Origin of the sequence: Enterobacter mori LMG 25706 (assembly GCF_000211415.1) — a bacterium.
GTDB lineage: Bacteria > Pseudomonadota > Gammaproteobacteria > Enterobacterales > Enterobacteriaceae > Enterobacter > Enterobacter mori.
Genome location: NZ_GL890776.1, coordinates 380,880 through 403,473 on the forward strand (window position 1 = coordinate 380,880; position 22,594 = coordinate 403,473).

Annotated in this window: 15 protein-coding genes and 1 pseudogene; 7 read left to right on the forward strand and 9 right to left on the reverse strand. The window is 56.5% G+C overall.

What is annotated here, in order from left to right; all coding sequences use genetic code 11:
* Positions 1-4: 4 nt before the first annotated feature.
* From ENTMO_RS0111735 to ENTMO_RS0111750, 4 genes are all read right to left on the reverse strand, one after another.
* Positions 5-1,384, reverse strand: a complete 1,380-nt coding sequence (locus ENTMO_RS0111735; protein WP_010430890.1) for an efflux transporter outer membrane subunit — start codon at positions 1,382-1,384, stop codon at positions 5-7.
* Positions 1,381-2,463 (reverse strand): HlyD family secretion protein, encoded by a 1,083-nt coding sequence (locus ENTMO_RS0111740; protein ID WP_010430893.1) that lies wholly within the window; start codon positions 2,461-2,463, stop codon positions 1,381-1,383. Before ENTMO_RS0111740 ends, ENTMO_RS0111735 begins: the two co-directional genes overlap by 4 nt.
* Before the next feature lie 22 nt (positions 2,464-2,485).
* Positions 2,486-4,138 (reverse strand): MFS transporter, encoded by a 1,653-nt coding sequence (locus tag ENTMO_RS0111745; protein WP_010430896.1) that lies wholly within the window; start codon positions 4,136-4,138, stop codon positions 2,486-2,488.
* Positions 4,139-4,294: 156 nt separating this feature from the next.
* Positions 4,295-5,614 carry an MFS transporter gene (locus ENTMO_RS0111750; protein ID WP_010430899.1) on the reverse strand — a complete coding sequence of 440 codons (1,320 nt, stop codon included), beginning with the start codon at positions 5,612-5,614 and terminating at the stop codon, positions 4,295-4,297.
* Between the two features lie 81 nt (positions 5,615-5,695).
* Between ENTMO_RS0111750 and ENTMO_RS0111755 the strand changes: the two genes are divergently transcribed.
* The 3 genes from ENTMO_RS0111755 (at position 5,696) to aldA (ending at position 8,436) form a co-directional block, all read left to right on the forward strand.
* Positions 5,696-6,004, forward strand: a complete 309-nt coding sequence (locus ENTMO_RS0111755; protein WP_010430901.1) for a hypothetical protein — start codon at positions 5,696-5,698, stop codon at positions 6,002-6,004.
* 2 nt (positions 6,005-6,006) lie between these two features.
* A complete protein-coding gene (locus ENTMO_RS0111760; protein ID WP_010430904.1) occupies positions 6,007-6,798 on the forward strand; it encodes a YdcF family protein in 792 nt (263 codons plus the stop codon).
* Positions 6,799-6,996: 198 nt separating this feature from the next.
* On the forward strand, positions 6,997-8,436 hold the full coding sequence (aldA, locus tag ENTMO_RS0111765) for an aldehyde dehydrogenase (RefSeq protein ID WP_010430906.1): 1,440 nt from the start codon (positions 6,997-6,999) through the stop codon (positions 8,434-8,436).
* 53 nt (positions 8,437-8,489) lie between these two features.
* Here the strand turns inward: aldA and ENTMO_RS0111770 are convergent, their stop codons facing one another.
* From ENTMO_RS0111770 to gap, 3 genes are all read right to left on the reverse strand, one after another.
* Positions 8,490-9,152, reverse strand: coding sequence for a DUF1120 domain-containing protein (locus ENTMO_RS0111770; RefSeq protein ID WP_010430908.1), 663 nt, complete (start codon positions 9,150-9,152; stop codon positions 8,490-8,492).
* 260 nt (positions 9,153-9,412) lie between these two features.
* A complete protein-coding gene (locus ENTMO_RS0111775) occupies positions 9,413-10,075 on the reverse strand; it encodes a DUF1120 domain-containing protein (protein WP_010430910.1) in 663 nt (220 codons plus the stop codon).
* A gap of 250 nt (positions 10,076-10,325) precedes the next feature.
* Positions 10,326-11,327 (reverse strand): type I glyceraldehyde-3-phosphate dehydrogenase, encoded by a 1,002-nt coding sequence (gene gap / locus ENTMO_RS0111780; RefSeq protein ID WP_010430912.1) that lies wholly within the window; start codon positions 11,325-11,327, stop codon positions 10,326-10,328.
* A gap of 189 nt (positions 11,328-11,516) precedes the next feature.
* Between gap and cybB the strand changes: the two genes are divergently transcribed.
* Positions 11,517-12,047: a cytochrome b561 gene (gene cybB, locus ENTMO_RS0111785; RefSeq protein ID WP_010430913.1), complete on the forward strand. Its 531-nt coding sequence runs from the start codon at positions 11,517-11,519 to the stop codon at positions 12,045-12,047.
* Positions 12,048-12,139: 92 nt separating this feature from the next.
* Here cybB and ENTMO_RS0111790 read toward each other — a convergent pair whose 3' ends face one another.
* Both ENTMO_RS0111790 and ENTMO_RS0111795 read right to left on the reverse strand, forming a co-directional pair.
* Complete coding sequence (locus ENTMO_RS0111790; RefSeq protein WP_010430915.1) at positions 12,140-13,207, reverse strand: oxidoreductase; 1,068 nt, start codon at positions 13,205-13,207, stop codon at positions 12,140-12,142.
* 13 nt (positions 13,208-13,220) lie between these two features.
* Complete coding sequence (locus tag ENTMO_RS0111795) at positions 13,221-13,964, reverse strand: DeoR/GlpR family DNA-binding transcription regulator (RefSeq protein WP_010430917.1); 744 nt, start codon at positions 13,962-13,964, stop codon at positions 13,221-13,223.
* A 738-nt stretch (positions 13,965-14,702) separates the two neighbouring features.
* On the opposite strand from ENTMO_RS0111795, the gene ENTMO_RS0111805 reads away from it, so the two are divergent.
* The 3 genes and pseudogenes from ENTMO_RS0111805 to ENTMO_RS26575 all read left to right on the forward strand — a co-directional run.
* Positions 14,703-16,040: a TolC family outer membrane protein gene (locus tag ENTMO_RS0111805; protein ID WP_010430918.1), complete on the forward strand. Its 1,338-nt coding sequence runs from the start codon at positions 14,703-14,705 to the stop codon at positions 16,038-16,040.
* Between the two features lie 121 nt (positions 16,041-16,161).
* Positions 16,162-16,506: pseudogene (locus tag ENTMO_RS27020) on the forward strand (BapA/Bap/LapF family prefix-like domain-containing protein); the annotation flags it as partial.
* Positions 16,507-16,728: 222 nt separating this feature from the next.
* Positions 16,729-22,594, forward strand: a 5,866-nt coding sequence (locus ENTMO_RS26575; RefSeq protein WP_458860951.1) for an Ig-like domain-containing protein, incomplete at its 3' end; no start/stop codon positions are given.

Genomic DNA, 22,594 nt, shown 5'->3' on the forward strand with positions numbered 1-22,594 from the left:
GTTTTCAGGCACTGACCCAGCCGCCACCCAGCGCTTTATATAAATCAATTTGCGCCAGCAGCAGGTTATTTTTCACCTGTACCACGCTGGTCTGCACTGAGAACAATGTACGCTGCGCGTCCAGCACGTCCAGATAAGATGAATAACCGTTGCGATAGCGATTCTGCGCAATGCGCAGCGTCTCCTGCGCCACATCCTGCTGGGCAAGCAGCTCCGTCAGCTGTTCCTGATAGCGCGTAATGGCATCAAGGCTGTCATTCACCTCAGCAAACGCGTTACGCACGGTTTTTTCGTAGCTGTATAGCGCCTGATTACGCTGGGACTGGGAAATATCCACCTGCGCATTCAGCGCCTGACGGTTCAGCAGCGGCGCAAGAATACTGCCGCCAACGCTCCACAGCTGGAGTGGGTTATCCAGTAAGCCTGACAGGGTGCGATCCTGGACCGATCCGGTTGCGGTCAGGTTGATCGACGGCAGCAGGCTGGCGCGTGACGCGGCAAGCGTCGCGTCTGCCGCCACCAGCTGACGTTCAGCCTGAACGATGTCCGGGCGGCGATTTAACAGCGTGGATGGTAGCTGTGACGGCAGCTTCAGCGGCGTCAGTAAGTCGAAGTTTTCACTGCGGGCCACATCGCCTGGATTGCTCCCGAGCAGCAGGCTTAGCGCGTTTTCCTGTTGCGTAATTTGATGCTGCAAGAGTGGAACCTGCGCCCGTGTAGAGCGCAGTTCTGAGTCGGACTGCATGAGCTCCAGACGCGAGCTGTAGCCCGTCTCAAACTGGCGTTTAGCGAGATTGAACGCCTCTTCGCGCGACTTGAGGGTGGACTCGGTGACGCGCAGCTGTTCATCAAGCGAGAGAAGGGTGACATACCCGGCAGCTACCGACGACGCAACGGTTAAATCTGCGGCGACGGCAGCGGCTTTTTGCGCCTCCAGCGACGCCTCGGCGGCATTGGCGGTGCTGCGGTTGACGCCCCAGATATCAACGTCGTAGCTGGCGGTCAGACTCCCTTTGTACAACGTCCCGTAGACCGGCAGCCCGGTCGCGGCAGACTGTGAGCGGGCGCGCGTGCCCGTTACGCCCGCATCAAGGGACGGGAACAGGCTGCCGTCCGCAGCATAAACTCGCGCCTGATACTCATTAATCCGCTCGCGGGCAATCAGGACATCGCTGTTGTTTTTCAGCGCCTGGTCCACGTAGCGGTTCAGGTTGTTGTCGTGGAAATTTCGCCACCAGAGCTGTTCCGCCAGGCTGGCAGGGCCGGAATCGGCGCGCCACTGGGCGGGGATCTCTAGTGACGATGTTGCAGGTTCAACGTCAACCGACTGGCATCCGGCCAGCATCACCGCCACGACCAGGCTGGCTAGTGGGCGAAGGATCATTGCTTCGCCTCCCGCGTATCAATCGTCACCTGCACCGACATGCCGGGGCGCAGCAGCTTGTACTCTTCCGGTTTACCGAGCACTTCAATGCGCACCGGAATACGCTGCGCGATTTTAACAAAATTACCCGTGGCGTTATCCGGCGTGATGGCGCTGAACTCCACACCCGTCGCCGGTGAGATACTCTCCACGCGGCCCTGATACGCTTTGTCGTTCAGGGCATCGACGGTGAATTTTACCGGCTGTCCGACGCGTAGCTCCGCCAGCTGCGTCTCTTTGATATTGGCGATCACCCAGTGCTGCGGCGGAACCAGCGTGGTGAGATGCGTCCCGGCGGTGACATAAGCGCCCAGACGTACGGCAATCTGGCCGAGCTGACCGTCGCGCGGGGCGATAATGCGGGTGTTTTGCAGATCAATTTGCGCCAGCTCCAGCGCTGCTTTCGCGTTTTCAACATCCGCCTCCAGCGCACCACGGTTGACGATGACCGTCTGCAGATCCTGACGAGACATCTCAAGCGTCGCTTTGGCCTGGTCGATATCAGCGCTGCCCTGAGCCGCGCTGGCGAGCGCCGCATCGCGCTCGCGAATGGAAAGGGAACCGTCTGCCGTCAGATCTTTCACGCGCTTTAAATCTGCCTGCGTTTTCAGGCTCTGGGCGCGGGCATTTTTCAGCGCCGCGTCGTTTTTGGCGATCGTCGCTTCGGCACTTTTACGCTGCTGCAGGTTGTTGTTCAGGGCGGCAATTTTCATCGCCAGCTGCGCCTTGGCCTGATGAACGCGCTGTCGATAAATACGATCGTCGATCTGAAACAGCACCTCGCCTTTTTTAACCTGCACAAAGTCCTGAACGTTCACCTCGGTGATATAGCCATTCACCTGGGGGCTGATAAACGTCGTCTGGCCGCGCACGTAGGCGTTGTCGGTAAACTGTGCGTGGCGGGTGAACGGCGGCAGCTGCCACGCGTACAGGATCACCAGCACGCCGACAATACCGATGGCGGCTGCGGTGAATACGGAAACAATGCGCACATTTTTGCGGGTGTTGGCCTGCGCTTTGGCGGCATCCTGCTGACTCATAAACTCTCCAGAAATAGTTCAATTATTTGTTGCCGGTGGCGTTCTTCAGCGCCATACGGGCAGTGATGCGCAGGCGCAATAGGCGCCATAAAATCCAGACCAGGGTGGCGGCAGCGATGCTGGCCGTCAGCAGGTAAGTATCGTTGTAAGCCAGAATATTCGCCTCCAGCGCGGTGACCGTTTGCAGCTGCGTTATCGCCTGCGTCCCCAAAAGCGCGCTGTCGCCGATCAGGCTCTGGTACATCTGGGTGTAAGCCTGAATGCGTTCATTCACCAGCGGGTTCAGCGTGGTGAGCTGGTCGGCCAGCAGGCTGGAGTGGTACTTCTCGCGCCAGGTCTGAAAGGTGCCGAGAATAGCGGAACCCAGCAGGCCGCCAATGTTCTGGCTCATGCCAAACATCACCGAGAAGCTGACCAGATTGCGCGGGTCGGCGATGACCCCACCGATGGCTGCCAGCATCGCGGGCGCCAGGAAGAAGGCGCTGCCGAAGCCGAGCAGGAACTGGCTTAACATCAGCTGATCCGGCCGGGTCAGGCTGTTGGACTGGCTGTCCAGCAGCGAGGCGATAATCATCAGCGCCAGAGAGGTGATGATTGGCCACGCCAGTTTTGTCGGCTTGATGGTAAGGCAACTGGTGACGATCCCGCAGACAATCCCGGCGAAAATGGACCACGCCAGGTGGGTCATCTGCTCGTTCTGTAACCCCACGTACTGCAGCCAGCCGATGACCCCGGTGTTTTGCTCGGCCAGCACGATGCGGATCAGTAGCATGATCAGCCCTAAACGGACGATGCTGCCGCTCGAAAGCCAGCGGGTGTTCAGCAGCGGGTTGCTGCGGTTATGTTCGAACACAATGGCGGAGACAATCAGCACCAGCGAGAGCGCCAGCGACCAGCCGATCCAGGGGGCTTCGAACCACCAGTCCAGACGGCCCAGGGACAGAACTGCGCACAGCAGCGCCACGCCGGGCGCCAGCAAAAAGAAGGTGATGAAATCTTTTTTCTCGAACACTTTTCGCCTGTCACCCGGCGGCAGCTTCAGCGCCATCACGCAGGCAAGCGAGATCAGGGCCAGACCCAGTTCGAAGAAGTAAAGCCCGCGCCACTCGTCAAGCTGCAACAGTTCCGTAGAAAACAGGCGCGCCAGCGGGATTGCCAGTGACGAGCCGGTAATGCCAATCGTCAGCGCTTTCAGGCGATGCTTCGCGGGCCACGCCTGGATCTGGTAGTAAATACCGAGTGAGCTCAGCGCCGCAGCGACCATGCCGTGGGCGGCACGCACCATCAGCGCGGAGCTGAGATCGTTAACGAACAGGTGGAAAAAGGTCACCAGCACATACAGCACCAGAAAACCTTCCGTAAAGGCGCGCAGACCGTACTGCTGACGGAATTTCACCAGCAGCAGGTTGATGGAAACGTTGGTCATCACGTACACGGCGGGCAGCCAGGCGATTTCAGTTGACCAGGCGCCAAACGTACCCTGAAGGTTTTGCAGATTGGCGGTGACGACCGCGTTACCCAGCGCCCCGGTCAGACAGACCAGCAGGCCGACAACGCCGTAAGCGATCCGCTTTGGCGTAGGGTGTTCCGGGGTGGAGGGGGAACCCAGCAGGGCGGGCTTCTCATGTGGCTGCCACTCGCGAGGAGCATAAGGATCGCGTTCGGGCAGGCGCATAACGTTGTTTACCTTAGAAAAAATGTAATGATTAGAGGGCTAATGATTCTACGTCTGACGCAAATCATAATTCAAGTGAATATGATTATCGCATGTTAATCAAATGTTGAGGGGACGCTTGAACAAAAAGAGCGGCCCGGGAGGGCCGCTGGACATTCAGATGTGGTCAGGTTGCGCCTGGACGGCGGGTGTTGGTTTGACCCGGCTGGCGCAGAAAATGGCGATCAGCGAGATAACGACCGTCACCGCCAGATACCAGGCTACCGGCACCCAGTCGCCGTCGTATTTCGCCAGCAGACCGGTGGCGATCAGCGGGGCGGTTCCGCCTGCCAGCGCGGCCCCCAGCTGATACCCGAGGGTGATGCCGGTGTAGCGCACGTTGGCACTGAAAATTTCAGAGCACAGAGTGCCGAGTACTGCCGTTACCGGCGCCCAGAGCACGCCAAACGCGATGACGGTGGCGAGGACAATGCCCCAGGTCGTGCCGGTATTGAGCAGCATAAACCACGGGACGATAAACAAGCCGAGCACGAAGACGCTGACCGCATACATGCGCTGACGACCTATTTTATCGGAGAGCAGACCCATCAACGGGATCATAATGGTGGCAACCAGCGCGCCCAGGGTCACGGCTTCCAGCGCCTGAGATTTTTGGTACGTCAGCGTGGTGGTGGCATAGCTCACCACAAACGTCGAGAAGATGTAGAACGGCGCGGTTTCTACCACCTTCAGACCGGCGGCAATTAACACTTCACGCCAGTGGTGTTTCAGGGTATCGCGCAGGGGCGCTTTCGCCACCTGGCCCGATTGTTTTACTTTCTGGAAATCAGGCGTCTCGTCGATGTCCTTACGGATCCACAGCCCGATCAAGACCAGAATTGAGCTGAGCAGGAACGGGATGCGCCATCCCCAGGAGAGGAAATCTTCCTCACTGAACAGTGTCATCAGCGAGACAATAAAGGTCGCCATCAGCATGCCGATGGTGACGCCCGCCTGCGGAATGCTGCCGAAAAAGCCTTTGCGTTTTTCAGGAGCATATTCGTAGGCCAGCAGCAGCGCGCCGCCCCATTCACCGCCAATGCCCATGCCCTGAATGATGCGCATCAGGATCAGCAGGGCGGGTGCCCACATGCCAATCATGTCGTAGGTGGGGAGCAGGCCGATCGTGACGGTTGCACCTCCCATTAATGACAGCGTCAGCACCAGCGTTTTTTTGCGCCCGATACGATCCCCGATGTGGGCGAAGAGAACACCGCCAATGGGGCGGATAAAAAAGGTCAGCGAGAACGAGAGATAAGAGAGGATCAGCCCGATAACCGGGTCGACCATCGGGAAGAAAATTTTGTTAAACACCAGCGCGGCGGCGGTGCCATAGAGAAAATAGTCAAACCATTCAATGGAGCTGCCGGTGAGGCTGGCAATTAAAACCTTTTTGTTTTTGCGTAAAACCGTCGTTGTACTTTCATGTTGTGTCATGATCTGAAGCTCCGCCACAGAGAGGATGAACGCGGTGTCACCTGGCGCGCTTCAGGTGCAACCCGCAGTAATGAAAAGGTTATGAAATTGTTAAGCAACTTAGGGTTGGATAGGGCGTTTGGCAAGCAAGGGGCGGGCTATACTGGTCAGATCACGGTGAAATTAGCAGCGACTGGTGCTTTGACATGCGGTTTGACTGGCATGATGTTTTGTATGCCGGATAATCAAAAGCATAACATGCAGGTGCAACCCAATTGTTTTTGGATGTTTCTGGTTATTTCAAAAAAATACCAGAAAATGCAGAGTGACAGGCGTTTTGGCTTTAGGAGTGATCCCCTGTTCAGCCGTGACGCGTGCAGTACTCTGAACGTAAACGCTGTAAGGAGGTAACGATGACACTGGCACTTTTTCCTTCTCTACCCGGCTCGACGCTTAATGCCGTCAACACCGTCGGCTCGTGGCTTGCGCAGGACGATCGCCGCAGTCAGCCTGTTGATGCCGTGATCCTGGCAGGGAATGCGGTCATCCCTACAATCGATGCCGCCTGTAAGATCGCGGCCGAACAGGCCATCCCCCTGCTGATCAGCGGCGGTATCGGGCACTCAACCACCTTCCTGTATGCCGCGGTGGCGAAACATCCGCGTTATAACACCCTTCCCACCACCGGACGGGCGGAGGCGGCAATCCTCGCCGATATCGCACGTGAGTTCTGGAATATTCCGGCAGACAAAATCCTGATAGACGATCAGTCAACGAACTGCGGTGAGAACGCCCGGTTTAGCTGGCATATGATGAAGCAAAAGGGTCTGAACGCCGGGCGCGTCCTCGTGGTACAGGACCCGACCATGCAGCGCCGCACGATGGCGACCTTTGCTCGCGTTTGCCGGGACGAGGCCGTTTCGCCGGAGTGGATTAGCCATCCCGGCGTGACGCCGGTGCTGCAAAACAGTGAAGACGGCCTGGCATTTAGCGGCGCCAGCGAAGGGCTCTGGCCGGTGGAACGCTATCTGTCGCTGGTGCTGGGGGAACTGCCGCGCCTGCGGGACGACATTAACGGCTACGGCCCGGCGGGGCGTGACTTCATTGTGCACGTGGACATTCCTGACGAGGTGGAGAATGCGTGGACCCTTCTGCGTAATGACGCCATCCTCACCGACGCGCTGGTCAGCCGTTCTCTGCTGTAGCTCTCTGCCCGTTTGCGCCAGGCTTTACGCAAACGGGCATTTAATGTTGCCGGTTTGTGATTGTAGAGATTGGCTGACCCGTTTCTTTTTTGAGATATCTCACAAAAACAGCCTCATAGGATAGGAAATCGTCCCTGGAATTATAGTTTTTAACAATGCATTTACTTGTCAAAAACAGTGTAATTACAGGAGCAGGTCATGACGGTACCCGTACAACATCCTATGTATATTGATGGACAGTTTGTTGCCTGGCAGGGTGATGCCTGGATTGATGTGATCAACCCGGCCACAGAAGAGGTCATTTCCCGTATTCCCGATGGTCGTGCTGAAGATGCGCGCAAAGCCATCGACGCCGCTGAGCGTGCCCAGCCTGACTGGGAAGCTTTACCCGCCATCGAACGCGCCGGCTGGCTGCGCAAAATCTCTGCGGGTATCCGCGAGCGCGTCAGTGAAATCAGCGCGCTGATTGTGGAAGAAGGCGGCAAAATCCAGCAGCTGGCAGAAGTTGAAGTGAACTTTACCGCAGACTACATCGACTATATGGCCGAATGGGCGCGCCGCTACGAAGGCGAAATTGTCCAGAGCGACCGTCCGGGGGAGAATATCCTGGTCTTTAAACGCGCCCTGGGCGTGACCACCGGGATCTTGCCGTGGAACTTTCCGTTCTTCCTGATTGCCCGCAAGCTCGCGCCAGCGCTGATTACCGGCAATACCATCGTGATAAAACCGAGCGAGTTCACGCCAAACAACGCCATCGCGTTCGCCAAAATCGTTGATGCGATCGGTCTGCCTAAAGGGGTCTTCAACCTGGTGCTGGGACGCGGTGAAACCGTGGGCCAGGAGCTGGCGGGCAACCCGAAGGTGGCGATGGTCAGCATGACCGGCAGCGTCGGGGCGGGTGAAAAGATCATGGCCGCCGCGGCGAGAAACATCACCAAAGTGGCGCTGGAGCTGGGGGGTAAAGCGCCCGCTATCGTGATGGACGATGCGGATTTGGAACTGGCGGTGAAAGCGATAGTGGATTCCCGCGTGATCAACACCGGGCAGGTCTGCAACTGCGCGGAACGCGTCTACGTGCAAAAAGGCATTTACGACCGTTTCGTCAACCGTCTGGGCGAGGCGATGAAGGCCGTGCAGTTTGGTAATCCCGCAGAACGCACTGATATTGCGATGGGGCCGTTGATTAACGCCGCCGCGCTTGAGCGCGTGGAGCAGAAGGTGGCGCAAGCGGTACAGGAAGGGGCAAAAGTGGTCCTCGGGGGAAAAGCAGCCCAGGGGAAAGGCTATTTTTATCCTCCAACGCTGTTGCTGGATGTACGCCAGGAGATGACTATTATGCACGAGGAGACCTTCGGTCCGGTTCTGCCCGTCGTGGCGTTTGACACGCTGGAAGAGGCGCTGAAGATGGCCAACGACAGCGACTACGGGTTGACCTCCTCGATCTATACCCAGGATCTTAACGTGGCGATGAAGGCCATCAAGGGACTGAAATTCGGCGAAACCTATATCAACCGCGAAAACTTTGAAGCCATGCAGGGCTTCCATGCCGGCTGGCGCAAGTCAGGGATCGGTGGAGCAGACGGTAAGCATGGTCTGAATGAATATCTTCAGACCCAGGTAGTCTATTTACAGGTATAAAAAATACCGGGCCAGCGTTAACCGCTGGCCCGGTATGCATAAAGCGTAAACGATTACAGATAAACCAGCGTCATGGTGTTCTGGCCGTCCAGCGCGGTATCGTCGGTAATGGCCAGGGTGGAAGTATCCCAAATCACCAGGTTAGTCACGAAGTTAAAGCTAGCCGTGGTGATGGCCATTGGGGTGGTGGTGCCGGTTTCAGCAAAGGCGACGGTCTGGTACGCATCGCTACGTGGAATACCGGTTTTTTTCCAGGTGGTTGAAGACCAGTCGTGGTTGTTCGCAACACTGTCAACCGACTTGCCGTCGACGGTGGTATCCGTCATCCACATGCCGTAGTTACCAATTTTTTTCCCGTCGTTCGTCATGCCGACACCATAGGTGTAATATTTAGCCGTCTGGTTCATATTGCCACCGATATCAACCGGAAGCTGGGCATTGCTATCGCCGCGGTTATCCATGATGGTGAAACCAACTTTGGTTGGTGCGGTGCAGTTAATTGTAACCGGGATCTGTTTTTGACCGAGTTTATTGTTTGATGTATCGGATAATTCGCCAAGGCGAATATAACCGTAATCAACAATGCCGCCGTTACCCAGCTCGGCCGTGCAGGCTGAGTTGGTTAATGTTCCTGCCACTTTCATAACAGCAGTGTCTGCTGCAAACGCTGAAGTGGTGCTAAGGGCGATGGCCGTAGCCAGAATGATTTTTTTCATCCTTGATTTTCCTTTGTGTGAATGTAATTCAGGTGGGCGGGTAAATGAACGCCGCGAAGGTATCCATACCCAGCTGGCGGAAATAATATTTATTATTACGTTTTTCGTATATTTATTAAAATTGAATGTGTTTTGTAGAAAAAATAAAGACGTGCTCAAGTGACAAATAAAAGAAGCCCCCTTTATTTGTTGTGTGAATATAATTGAGGTAAAAGTACCGGTTCAGGCGATAGCTGAACCGGTATAAGCAAGGGATGTATTTACAGGTAAACCAGCGTCATGGTGGCCTGACCGTCGAGAGGGGTATCGTCGGTAATTGCCAGCGTAGACGTATCTCGAATCGTCAGGTTGGTGACAAAGTTAAAGTTAGCCGCGGTAATGGCAATCGGATCCACTGTTCCCGTTTGAGCGAAGGAGACGGTGGAGAACGCATCGCTACGTGGAATGCCGGTTTTTTTCCAGGTGGTTGCAGACCAGTCGTGGTTGTTGGCAACAGAATCTACAGCATTGCCATCCGCCATAACGTCTGTCATCCACATACCGTAGTTACCAATTTTTACGCCTTCGGTCGTGGTGCCCACGCCGTAGGTATAATACTTCACCGACTGGTTCAAGTTACCACCAATATCAACCGGCAGCTGCGCATTGCTGTCGCCGCGGTTATCAAGAATGGTAAAACCCACTTTGGTTGGCGCTGAACAGGTAATGGTCACCGGAACCTGTTTCTGACCCAGTTTGTTATTCGAGGTGGCGGATAATTCGCCAAGACGAATATAACCGTAATCGACAACCCCTCCATTACCGATAGAAGGCGAGCAGGCTGAGTTGGTCAGTGTTCCGTGTACTTTTAATACAGCGGTAGGTTCTGCGAAAGCGGAAGCGCTGGCCAGTGCAATTAACGAAGCCAAAATTACTTTTTTCATTGTTGTTCCTTAACAATATAAAGAGAGGTTTTTATCGTGACGGGCGTGATTGCCTGTCCTGTGATTATATTATTGGGGTGGTTTATAAAGTTAAAGCAACTATATTTAAAAGTTGATTTTAGAAGTTCTAATGATGATTAACAAATAATTCAGAAGCTCAGTGAATAATTTTATTCTCAAAAAACGTTGATTAATAAGAATAGCGCAGGGTATGCATTTTGACGGATGGCATCACCATCCGTCATGGCGATTACAGTTTTGCGTATTTATCGAGGGTACGCACCAGCTGCGTCACGAAACCGTACTCGTTGTCATACCAGGCTACGGCTTTCACCAGCTGTACATCCCCGGCTTCGGTAACTTCAGTCTGCGTGGCGTCAAACACCGAACCATAGTGCGAGCCGATCACATCCGACGACACAATCTCTTCGTCGGTATAGCCGAAGGATTTATTGCCCTGGGTCGCTTTTTTCAACGCGGCATTGATCTCCTCAACGGTCACTTTCTTGCCCAGAATCGCCACCAGCTCGGTCACCGAACCCGTTTTCACCGGCACGCGCTGGGCGTGGCCCTTCAGCTTGCCGCTGAGTGCCGGGATCACCAGACCAATGGCTTTTGCGGCACCCGTAGTGTGGGGAATGATGTTCTCTGCCGCCGCGCGCGAGGCACGAAGATCTTTCCCCCGTGGGCCATCCACCAGCGCTTGCGTACCGGTATAGGCGTGAATGGTGGTCATGGTACCGACTTTTATTTCAAAGGCGTCGTGCAGGGCTTTTGCCAGCGGGGCGAGGCAGTTGGTGGTGCAGGAGGCGACGGAGATGATGGTATCACTGGCGTCAATGGTGTCGTCGTTCACGTTAAACACAATGGTTTTCATCTCACCCGCAGGCGCGGAAATCAGCACCTTTTTGGCACCCGCGTCCAGATGCGCTCTGGATTTCTCTTCAGAGGTATAAAAACCGGTGCATTCCACGACGATATCCACGCCTGCGGTTTTCCACGGAATATGTTTGGCCTCTTTTTCGGCGTAAACCGCGATCGTTTTTCCATCCACAATCAGCGCGTCTTCGGTGAAATCCACGCTCCATGGGAAGCCACCGTAGTTTGAGTCATGCCTCAGCAGATAGGCCAGCACTTTGGGCGAGGTGAGGTCGTTGATGGCGACGACGGTGTTGCTGTCCTGGGTTTCAAGAAGGCGACGAAGTACAAGGCGTCCGATGCGTCCAAATCCGTTAATGCCAATTTTACTCATGGTGTTCTCCTGTAAACGTGTCGATGCGACAGTTTGAACTCATCCAGGCTTAGACCATGACGGGCAGGGCGGCAATTGAAGATGCTTCATGCGCGGGGAAGTATTTGAAAATCCATACAGAAAACTTAATGAATTTTTAAGGAAAGCGGATTATGTTGGCGCTGTATTTGTCATTCATCAGGAAATCACATGCGCACTAAATATACAGGCCTGCAAATCGGTATTCACTGGCTGGTGTTTCTGTTAGTTATCGTGGCTTACTGCGCCATGGAATTCAGGGGCTTTTTTCCGCGTACCGATCGCCCACTGATTAACATGATTCACGTCTCCTGTGGGATCTCCATTCTCGTGCTGATGGTGGCGCGCCTGCTTATTCGTCTTAAATACCCGGCGCCGCCCATTCAGCCTAAGCCGAAACCGATGATCACCGGCATGTCGCATCTGGGGCATCTGATCGTTTACCTGCTGTTCATTGCGTTGCCGCTGATCGGTATCGTGATGATGTACAACCGCGGGAATGACTGGTTCGCCTTTGGCATGACGATGCCGCATGCGGCGGAAGGGAATTTTGACCTGGTAGACGCGCTGAAGGCGTGGCACGTCACGCTGGCCAACCTGGGGTATTTCGTGATTGGCCTGCACGCGGCAGCGGCGCTGATGCATCACTATTTCTGGAAAGATAATACGCTGCTGCGCATGATGCCTAAAAAACGCCTGTAGCCAGATTATTGCCCGGCGGCGCTACGCTTGCACGGGCCTACAAACAGCGCTGTATCGTAGGCCGGGTAAGCGCAGCGCCACCCGGCTTGTTTTTAACGCAGCAGAGACCGCTCTTCAGCTGTCAATTCCAGCGTCTGGGTTGACCCTGTTTCAGATGACCTCACCGCCGCTTCCAGCACCGCCATCACCGCCAGTGCTTCAACCGGATGAACCGGGTTCCCGATTGTGCCCGTCAGCGCATCACGCACGTTAATGTAATACTGACGCTGATCGCCTTTCGGCGTTTTCAGGCGTGTCGCGTCTCCGGCGGCATCAAACAGCACCATATCGTCGCTGTCTTCGCCCCAGCTTTCGCTGCCCGGAATAACACCCGCCAGAAGCTGTGCTTCCTGCTGATCGATACGTGCCTTCACCACGCTGGCTTTATCGCCGTGAACGGTAAAGCGTGACGTACCGCCAGCCACCAGCATGCTGGCGTGCAGAATCACCTTATGTTCAGGGTAATTCAGGACCACGTGCGCCCAGTCGTTAATTTCAGCGCCGTCGCGCAGGGTGGCGATATTGCCCTGAACCGACTGTGGCAGCCCGAAAAGCTGCAGCGTCTGGTCGATCAGATGCGGTCCAAGGTCAAACCACAGGCCGCTGCCCGGAACGTTTTGCTCTCTCCAGCGCACGCGCACTTCCGGGCGGAAGCGGTCAATGTGTGACTCAAACAGTTTCACCTTGCCGAGGCGGCCTTCCTCAATCACCTGCTTAATGCCGATGAAATCACTGTCCCAGCGGCGGTTGTGGAAGACGGAGAGCAGACTCTGTTTCTCATCCGCCAGGGCAATGAGCTCGCGGGCTTCCTGCATGTCGAGAGTGAATGGCTTATCCACCACCACGTGCTTGCCAGCGTTGAGGGCAAGCGCTGCCAGCGGCGCGTGGGTGGCATTAGGGGAGGCAATCACCACCAGATCGACATCCGGGTGTTGAATGGCTTCTTCCGGGGTAGCGACCACCAGTACGTTCGGCAGATCGCGTTTCACTTTCTCTTCATCACGGGAAGAGACGACCGCAAGCGTTAACCCTTCGATGGACTGGATCAGCGGGGCGTGGAACGTCTTACCCACAAATCCGTACCCGATCAGCGCAATATTAATTGTCTTAGCTTTATTCATGACCTTCTCCACGTTATTCCGCGCAAACCGTGACCTGCAATGCGCCGGTATCCCCAAGCTCAGCCCAGGGCCTGTCTATAAACAGTTGATGAATTTCGCTTACCCCGGCGACCAGCCAGGGTTCACAGTGGTTTAATTTCATATGGTCCGCGACGATCCAGTGCTCATGGCTTGCCGCGAGCATGGCCCGCTTAACGTCCGCATCCGCTTCTTTGCTCGCGCTTAAGCCAAGCTGCGCGTGGATAGCACACGCCCCGAGAATGGCGATATCCGCGCGATAGCGGGACAGCAGGGACAGGGTGGCGCTTCCGGCGAACAGGCGCTGCTTTTGGTCCCACTGTCCGCCGAGCAGGATCAGCTCGATATCGTCCCGGTCACTGAAATGTTGGGCGATATCCAGTGAGGTGGTGATCACTTTCAGGGGGCCCTGAAGGAAAGTGGCGACGGCCATCACCGTGCTTCCGGCATCGAGAAACAGCGTGGAACCGGTCGGCACGCGCTGCGCCACCGCTTTACCTAGCCGCTGTTTTGTTTCAGGCAGTAAGGTATTTCTGCCCTGGCGATTCATGCCTGAGAGATCGAGCGCAATCGCACCGCCGTGGTTCTTTTGTGCCAGACCCTGTTTTTCCAGGTCGGTCAGGTCGCGACGAATGGTATCTGCGGAAACCTGCAGTTTCTCAGCAAGCTCGGTAATGCTGGCCTGGCCTTGCTCGATGATGAGATCGAGCACGTACTTCTGACGGGCAGTTTTATGCATGACGGGATAATCCTGCAAAATGTCGCAATAAATCGCATAATACAGCATTTCTGAGCGGAGGGAAGAGAACGTTTGGCCGAAAACAGGAAGAAAACCTGATAGTTTAGATGCGTAACTATTGAAATTTTATTAAGCGAATATCATCAAGGCGTTTGGAATAGTGACCACGATGTTATCGTTATGTTTTATTTGACTGTTTGGGGGATATAACCAATACATAACCATTAATTGGCATTAAATTACGTTTATATTGAATTAATTAGTTTTTTACTTTGGTGATTTCTTATTATGTGGATTTTAATACTGAGCGAGCTGGGCTGATTACCTAAATTGACACTTCTTTGAAAATCTTTGTGTCTGAGTCATAAGGAAATTAACGCAAAAATGTACACAAACGAAATTAGGAATTTTCTTTAAATAACAGTGGGTTTTTATGTTTCATTTGAAAGGCCACTTTTCGCATTTTGTCCAGAACCTGCATGTTTTTTCTTATTTGTAACACCACATTAACATTGAGGGTGTAGTTGCCTATAACGCATTTTGTTATGCTCCAAACCAGTAAAAAAATAAGTAAATTCTTATACGAAATAAGAAGAAACAATCTCATCTCCAATGGAAATGGATGCGGGGGAGTTTTGCCCGAAATTCAGTGAGGAAGTTAAAGAAGATATTTGTCTAATTATCTATACCTCTTTTTGGGTAATTGCTTAAGTATCACTCAGAGTCAGGGAGATAAAAATGACGGTATTGCCAAAGAAAGTTTCACTCAAATTTACACCGACAATCGTATTAATTACGCTCGCAATGAATATGGCGTACGCCAATAGTGGCCAAACGCAGATGGCCCCGGTGGCGGCGATAACCTTAAAAGAAAGCATTTTATTTGCTATCGATCGCGATCCGTCTATTAGCCAGCAGGCCGCACAATTAGGTATTGGTCAGGCACAAATAGATGAGGCGCGCAGCGGCTGGATGCCGCAAATATCGCTGAACGGCAGTACGGGGCATAGCCAGACCACCGACTCAAGCGGATCGCTGAAGAATTCTGCGGCCTGGGGGGTGAGCCTGACGCAGCTGTTGTACGATTTCGGTAAGACGAATAACAGCATCAGCCAGTCCTCAGCCCAGCGCGATAGCTACCGCTACCAGCTGATGAGCACGCTCTCTGACGTGGCGGAAAAGACGGCGCTCGGCTACGTGGAGGTTAAACGCTATTCCGATCTCTTACAGGCTGCCAAAGACAACGTCCAGGCGCTCAAAAACGTTGAGCAGTTGGCGAAATTGCGTGCGGATGCAGGCGTGAGTTCCACCTCCGATGAACTCCAGACCCGCACGCGCATTGCCGGTATGCAGGCGACCGTGGCGCAGTATAACGCCGCCTTAAACAGCGCCCGCGCAAGGCTCGCTGTGCTCACAGGTCTGCAGGCTGAGACCTATTCGCCTGTCCCTGCGAACCTTGCCGTTGAGCCGGATTCCCTCAACCGCATTGATTATTCGTTGATACCGACGGTGTTGGCCGCGCAGAACATGGAACGCTCGGCCCAGTATGGTGTTGAAACAGCAAAATCGCAGCACTGGCCAACCCTGAGCCTGAAGGGAGGACGTACGCGCTATGAGTCGGACAACCGTTCTTACTGGGACGACCAAATCCAGCTCAATATAGACGCACCGCTTTATCAGGGCGGCGCGGTTTCCGCACGCGTGCGTCAGGCTGAAGGGGCGCGTGCTATGGCCTCCTCTCAGGTCGACCAGGCACGTTTTGATGTCCTGCAAAAAGCCTCCGTCGCGCAGGCTGACTGGACCGGCGCCCGGGGAAGAATGGAGGCCGGAAAACAGCAGTTGGAAAATGCCCTGCGCGCCCGCGATGTCTATAAAAATGAATATACCCTGAGCAAGCGGAGCATTAACGATTTGCTCAGCGTTGAACAGGATGTCTGGGCCGCCACCTCCGCAAAAATAATGGCTGAATATGACGGCTGGAGTTCGGCGATTAACTACGCTTCTGCGGTGGATAATTTGATGCCGCTTATCGGAATAGAGAAAAACGCTGCCGCAAAATTACCCGATTTGAGTTAATAAAAGACGCGCCTTTCTGCGCGAAATAAGTCTGACAATAATGGGTGTTTTTTCCCAGGGATAGCTACATCCGTCTGGTGGACATATCCACAGGAATCCGTACACCTGCAAGGAGAAGAATATGAGTAACGTAAAAGTTGTTGATGTCATCATTCGCAAAACGGCGGAGAAAACGAAATTAACCGGCGAAGGAAATCTGTCGGTATCCATTTCATCGCCGAGCGTGATTGAAATCCAGGGTTCTGCTCAGGATGTGGTGCGTTATGTCCGCCAGGGGAAAGACCTCCTGATTTATATGAAAGATGGCAGCGTGATCCGCTGCAATAACTATTTTGTCGAAGATCCAGAAACGCATAATCAGTCAGAGCTGGTGTTCAACGATAATCAGGAACTGACTCATATTTCTTTTGCCGATGCCGGGGAAGCGTCAGGCATGGCCGCGACGGAATTAACCGCGCAGGCCGCACCCATTAGCAGCATTGAGCCTTTCCTGGAGCAGGAAAGCGTATTAAGCGATGCACCGTGGGGCTGGATTGCGGGCGCGGCGTTAGGCGGCGGTGCCATTGGGGCGCTGCTGGCTCACGGCGGTGACGGCGAAACAAAAACGAAACTGATTGATAATACCAAAGAGGTTGAGAGCGCCACGCCGACCTTTTTGCTGACGGATAACGCGGGTGACAAGCAGGGCGTGCTGAGTGCAAAAGAGATCACGGACGACAACACCCCAACCTTCAGCGGTACCGGGCAGCCGGGCGCGACCATTCAGATTAAAGACAGCGGCGGCAGCACCATCGCCAGCGCCATGGTCGCGAAGGACGGCACCTGGACGGTAAAACTCCCGACACAGACCGACGGGGAGCACACCTGGTCGGTCGTACAGATCGACGGCAGCAAAACCACCTCTGCGGGCAGCATCACCGTAACCGTCTCAACGGCCGAGGCCGCCGTGACGCTCGCCACCACGGCGGGCGATAACGTGATCAACGCCAGCGAACAGTCCGCGGGCTTCACGCTTTCCGGGGCCAGCAAAAACCTGGCGCAGGGAACGTCGCTGACCGTCACGCTGAACGGAAAAACCTATACCGCAGAAGTCGGGGCAAACGGCGCGTGGAGCGTGAAGGTGCCTGCCGCAGACGCGCAGGCGCTGGGCGACGGCACCTGGACGGTCAATGTGAGCGGCAAAGACGCGGCGGGTAATATCGTGAGCGGCAGTCAGACGATTGGCGTCGATACCGCTGCGCCTGTGCTTTCCGTGAATGCAATCGCGCAGGACAATATCATTAACGCCGCTGAACATAATCAGCCGCTGACGATCAGCGGTAAAACCGATGCGGAAGCGGGCCAGATTGTGACGGTCACGCTGAACGGTAAAAATCACACGGCGACCGTGGGCAGTGACGGCACCTGGTCCGTCACGCTTCCTGCCGGTGAAGTACAGGCGATGGCTAACGGCGGGCACACCCTCACGGTCAACGTCAGCGACAAAGCGGGTAACGGTTCTTCTACCACCGCCGATTTTACGGTTGATACCGCCGCTCCCGTTGTGACGATCAACACCGTCGCAGGTGACGACATTCTGAACACCAGCGAGCAGGGCCAGGCGCAGATCGTTTCCGGGAAGGCAAGCGGCGCGGCGGCAGGCGACGTGGTGACCGTGACCGTTGGCGGACAGACCTTCACCGGTGTGGTGCTTGCCGACGGCAGCTGGAGCGTCGGTGTGCCTGCCTCCGTCATCGGCGCGCTCGGTGAGGGCAGCCACACGATTTCTGTCTCTGTCACTGATGCCGCGGGCAACACCGGCAGCGCGACGCACGGCGTGATGCTGAGCGGCAACCCGCCGGAATTCACAATTGACGCCATCAGCCAGAATAACGTTCTGAACGCGCAGGAGGCCATGCAGCCCCTGAGCCTGAGCGGCACCAGCAACCTGCCGAACGGCAGCGCCATCACCGTCACGTTAAACAACGTTAACTATCAGGCCACGGTTGAAAACGGTATCTGGACGGTTCAGGTGCCGGTTTCTGACGTGCTGAATCTGGCGAACACCCTTTATACCGTGAGCGTCAGCGGCACCGACAGCGTGGGTAACAGCGGCTCTGCCGAGGCGAATCTGCTGGTGGACACCGTGCTGCCGCAGGTCATTATCAATACGTTTGCGGGCGACAACCTGGTCAATAACGCCGAAGCGGGCGTCGATCAAACCCTCAGCGGACGCGTTAGCGGCGCGGCGGCGGGCGATACCGTCTCTGTCACCGTAGGCGGCAAGAGCTACACCGCGACGGTGGGCAGCGATCTGACCTGGAGCGTGAAAATCCCGTCAGCGGATCTTCAGGCGTTCGGTGATGGCGATTTAACCTTCAGCGCCTCCGTCACCAACGCGCACGGCAACACCGGTACCGGCGAGCGTGATATCAACATCAACGCCGAGCTGCCGGGCCTGCGCGTCAACACCATTTCCGGCGATGACGTGATCAACGCCATTGAACAGCAGCAGGATCTGAGTGTCACCGGCTCCAGCACCCATCTGGCTTCGGGGACGCAGATTGTCGTCACCATTAACAACGTTGAGTACGTCACCGCGGTTAACGCCAGCGGCAACTGGCAGATCGGCGTTCCGGCGGCGGACCTGCAGGCCTGGACGGCGGGCGGCATGACGGTTAGCGTCAGCGCGGTAGATGCCTGGGGCAATACCGTTGCGGCTGAACACCCGATTGAACTCGATCTGAACGCCGTGGCGGTCACCATTGATACCGTCTCCGGCGACGACCTGCTGAACGCGGCGGAAAAAGGCGCGGACTTAACTCTTTCCGGCCAGACGCAGGGCGTGGAAGCGGGGCAGACCGTGGTGGTGAAATTCGCCGACCAGACCTTTACCGCGCAGGTGCAGCAGGACGGTTCCTGGAGCCTGAGTGTTCCGGCCAGCGCCATGGAAACCCTGATCGACGGGCGCGCGCAGGTGAGCGTCAGCGTCACTAACGTCAGCGGCAACAGCGCGGACGCCGCGCGCGTGGTCACGGTGGATACGCAGCCACCGGCCATTACGCTCGATAACCTGACCGACGACAACATCATCAATGCGGCTGAAGCGCAGCAGGATTTAGCCTTAAGCGGTACCAGCACTGCGGAAGCGGGCCAGACGGTCACCGTGACGCTGAACGGCAAAACGTATCAGACCACGGTTCAGGCGGACGGTACGTGGCAGCTGAGCGTGCCTGCGGCTGACGTGGGTGCCCTGACGGATGGCATCGTTACCGTGACCGCAACCGTGAGCGACGTGGCGGGCAACAGCAGCAGCGCCGATCGCGTGGGACTGGTGGACGCCACCGTACCGCAGGTGACCATTAACGACTTTGTCACCGACACCAATACCGTTAACCAGCTCGCCCATTCACAGGCGCAGATCCTGAGCGGCTCCGTCACCGGTGCGGCAGCGGGCGATCGGGTGACCGTCACCATTAACAGCGTCGATTACACCACGGTGGTGGATGCGGCGGGGAACTGGAGCCTTGGCCTGCCCGCGTCTGTCGTGCAGGGGCTGACGGACGGCACCTGGACCATCGACGTCTCCGTGACCGACCGATCCGGCAATACCGGAAGCAATTCACTGGATGTGGTGGTGAATACCGTGACGCCTGTTATCGCCATCAGCACGCTGGCGGCGGACGACGTGATTAACGCGACCGAGAAGGGCGAAGATCTGCTGCTCTCCGGCACCAGCAATCAGCCGGAAGGAACACGCGTCACCGTTAACCTGAACGGCATCAATTACACCGCCACTACTGACGCCAGCGGTAACTGGAGCGTGACCGTACCGGCCTCGGCCGTTAGCGCGCTGGGAGAAGCCCATTACACCGTGACGGCGAGCGTCACGGATAACGTCGGCAACAGCGCCTCAACCTCACACGATGTGCTGGTAGACACCTCGCTGCCGGTGGTGACGATCGACACCCTGGCGGGCGACAATATCGTTAACGCAGCGGAAGTGGCGGCAGGGCAAACCCTGACCGGTAAGGTGACGAACGCGGTGTCAGGTGACACTGTCACTATTATCCTTGGCGGCCAGACCTACACCGCTACCGTGCAGGACGATCTGACCTGGAGCCTGCCGTTAAGCGAGAGCCAGTTAACCGCGCTCGGCAACGGCGATCTCACCGTATCCGCCAGCGTGACCAACGCGCACGGCAATACCGGCTCCTCTTCTCTCGACTTCAACATCGACGCCCAGCTCCCGGGACTGCGGATTGATACCGTCGCAGGTGACGACGTGATAAACGTGATTGAACACGCGCAGAACCTGATTGTGTCTGGTACCAGCACCGATCTGGCGGCGGGCAGCACCGTGACCGTGACCATCAACGGCAAAGCCTATTCGGCAACGGTACTGGCGGACGGCACCTGGCAGGCGGCGGTATCGGCGGCCGATGTGTCCCAGTGGGCGGACGGTTCGCTGGATATCAAGGCAAGCGCGCAGGATGCCTCCGGCAACCCGGTGGCTATCGGGACCGTCGTGGACGTCGATCTCGCGCCTGTCGCCATCACCATCAGCAGCGTGACCGACGATAACGTGCTCAACGCGGCGGAAAAAGGCCAGGACCTGGTGCTTTCCGGCACCACGTCCAACGTTGAAGCGGGTCAGACCGTGACCATCACCTTCGCGGGTAAAACCTATACCACGACGGTGGATACCAACGGCGACTGGACCTGGACCGTACCGTCAGCTGATTTGCGCGGCCTGAAAGACGGCGACGCCAGCGTGCAGGTCAGCGTCACCAACGTGAACGGCAACGCGGCGTCTTCGGCGCAGGAATTCAGCGTCGATACCACCGCGCCGACGGTGACCATCAACACCATCAGCAATGACAATATGCTGAACGCGGCAGAGGCGGCGCAGGATCTGACCCTGAGCGGCACCTCTACTGCCGAAGCAGGCCAGACGGTCACCGTGACCTTCAACGGCAATCAGTACACCGCGCAGGTGCAGGCGGACGGCAGCTGGACGCTCGACGTTCCGGCGGCGGATATGGCAGGCATCACCGACGGCAGCGCAGCGGTAACGGCGACCGTGTCCGATAAGGCAGGCAACCCGGCCAGCGCGGGCTCCTCGGTGCTGGTCGACACCACCGTACCGCAGATTTCATTCAACATCGTTGCGGGCGACGACGTCGTGAATATTGCCGAGCACGGCCAGGCGCTGATCGTCTCCGGCAAGGTGACGGGTGCGCAGGCGGGCGACGTGATTACCCTGAACCTGAACGGCAAAGACTACACCGCCATGCTGGATGCGTCCGGCAGCTGGAGCGTGGGCGTTCCGGCGACGGACGTGGGCGCGCTGGCAAACGGCGAGCAGACGATCTCTGCGACCCTCACCGATAAAGCCGGCAATAGCAGCACCGCCACGCATGAATTTGACGTCTCCCTGACCGCGCCGACGATCGCCATCAATACCCTGGCGGTTGACGACGTGATCAACGCGACCGAGAAAGGCCAGGATCTGCTGGTGTCCGGTACCAGCAACCAGCCGGAAGGAACCACCATTACGGTGACCCTGAACGGTATCAGCTATACGGCCCCCACCGACGCCAGCGGCAGCTGGAGCGTCACCGTTCCGGCGGCAAACGTCTCTGCACTGGGCGAAGCGAGCTATGTAGTGACGGCGAGCGTAACCGACATCGCAGGCAATAGCGCGAGCACCGACCACAGCGTGCTGGTCGACAGCGCGCTGCCGCAGGTCACCATCAACCCTGTCGCCACGGACGATGTCATTAACGCCGCGGAAGTGGCTGCCGGGCAGATCCTGAGCGGCAAAGTGAGCGGTGCGGCGAGCGGTGACACTGTCACTATTTCAGTCGGCGGCAATACCTATACCGCGACGGTTCAGGACGATCTGAGCTGGTCGGTCAACGTGCCGTCCACGATCTTAACCGCCATCGGTAACGGCGAACTGACGGTGTCAGCCAGCGTCACCAACGGCCACGGCAACACCGGAACCGGCGAGCGCGAAATCGTTATTGATGCCAACCTGCCGGGCCTGCGCGTCGATACCGTGGCGGGCGACGATGTGATCAACAGCATTGAGCACGCGCAAAACCTGATTATTACCGGTTCCAGCGACGGGCTGGCGAGCGGCTCTGCGTTGACGGTCACCGTTAACGGCAAAACCTACGCCGCAACCGTGCTGGCGGACGGTACATGGACGGCGGCCATTCCGGCGGCAGACGTCAGCGCGCTGAATGCGGGCACGGTCACCGTGACCGTGGAAGGCCAGAGCGCGGCGGGCAATCCGGTTTCCATCAGCCACGACGTGAAGGTGGATCTGGCGACCGTTGCTATCAGTATTAACCCGGTTGCCTCGGACGACGTAATCAACGCGGCTGAGAAAGGCGCGGACCTGGTGCTGTCCGGCTCGACCACCAATGTGGAAGAAAACCAGACCGTTACCATCACTTTCGGCGGCAAGTCGTACACCGCGACGGTCGATGCCAGCGGCAACTGGACGGCGACCGTACCGTCTGCCGATTTGGGCAGCCTGAAGGACGGCGATGCCAGCGTGCAGG

What these genes read in the sequence shown, in the direction of transcription:
- gap (WP_010430912.1), bottom strand. Translation starts at nt 11,327, where the DNA reads ATGAGTAAAATTGGCATTAACGGATTTGGACGCATCGGACGCCTTGTA.
- ENTMO_RS0111755 (WP_010430901.1), top strand. Translation starts at nt 5,696, where the DNA reads ATGAAATTGTTAAGCAACTTAGGGTTGGATAGGGCGTTTGGCAAGCAA.
- ENTMO_RS0111770 (WP_010430908.1), bottom strand. Translation starts at nt 9,152, where the DNA reads ATGAAAAAAATCATTCTGGCTACGGCCATCGCCCTTAGCACCACTTCA.
- ENTMO_RS0111795 (WP_010430917.1), bottom strand. Translation starts at nt 13,964, where the DNA reads ATGCATAAAACTGCCCGTCAGAAGTACGTGCTCGATCTCATCATCGAG.
- ENTMO_RS0111750 (WP_010430899.1), bottom strand. Translation starts at nt 5,614, where the DNA reads ATGACACAACATGAAAGTACAACGACGGTTTTACGCAAAAACAAAAAG.
- ENTMO_RS0111805 (WP_010430918.1), top strand. Translation starts at nt 14,703, where the DNA reads ATGACGGTATTGCCAAAGAAAGTTTCACTCAAATTTACACCGACAATC.
- ENTMO_RS0111735 (WP_010430890.1), bottom strand. Translation starts at nt 1,384, where the DNA reads ATGATCCTTCGCCCACTAGCCAGCCTGGTCGTGGCGGTGATGCTGGCC.
- aldA (WP_010430906.1), top strand. Translation starts at nt 6,997, where the DNA reads ATGACGGTACCCGTACAACATCCTATGTATATTGATGGACAGTTTGTT.
- ENTMO_RS0111790 (WP_010430915.1), bottom strand. Translation starts at nt 13,207, where the DNA reads ATGAATAAAGCTAAGACAATTAATATTGCGCTGATCGGGTACGGATTT.
- ENTMO_RS0111775 (WP_010430910.1), bottom strand. Translation starts at nt 10,075, where the DNA reads ATGAAAAAAGTAATTTTGGCTTCGTTAATTGCACTGGCCAGCGCTTCC.
- ENTMO_RS0111745 (WP_010430896.1), bottom strand. Translation starts at nt 4,138, where the DNA reads ATGCGCCTGCCCGAACGCGATCCTTATGCTCCTCGCGAGTGGCAGCCA.
- ENTMO_RS0111740 (WP_010430893.1), bottom strand. Translation starts at nt 2,463, where the DNA reads ATGAGTCAGCAGGATGCCGCCAAAGCGCAGGCCAACACCCGCAAAAAT.
- cybB (WP_010430913.1), top strand. Translation starts at nt 11,517, where the DNA reads ATGCGCACTAAATATACAGGCCTGCAAATCGGTATTCACTGGCTGGTG.
- ENTMO_RS0111760 (WP_010430904.1), top strand. Translation starts at nt 6,007, where the DNA reads ATGACACTGGCACTTTTTCCTTCTCTACCCGGCTCGACGCTTAATGCC.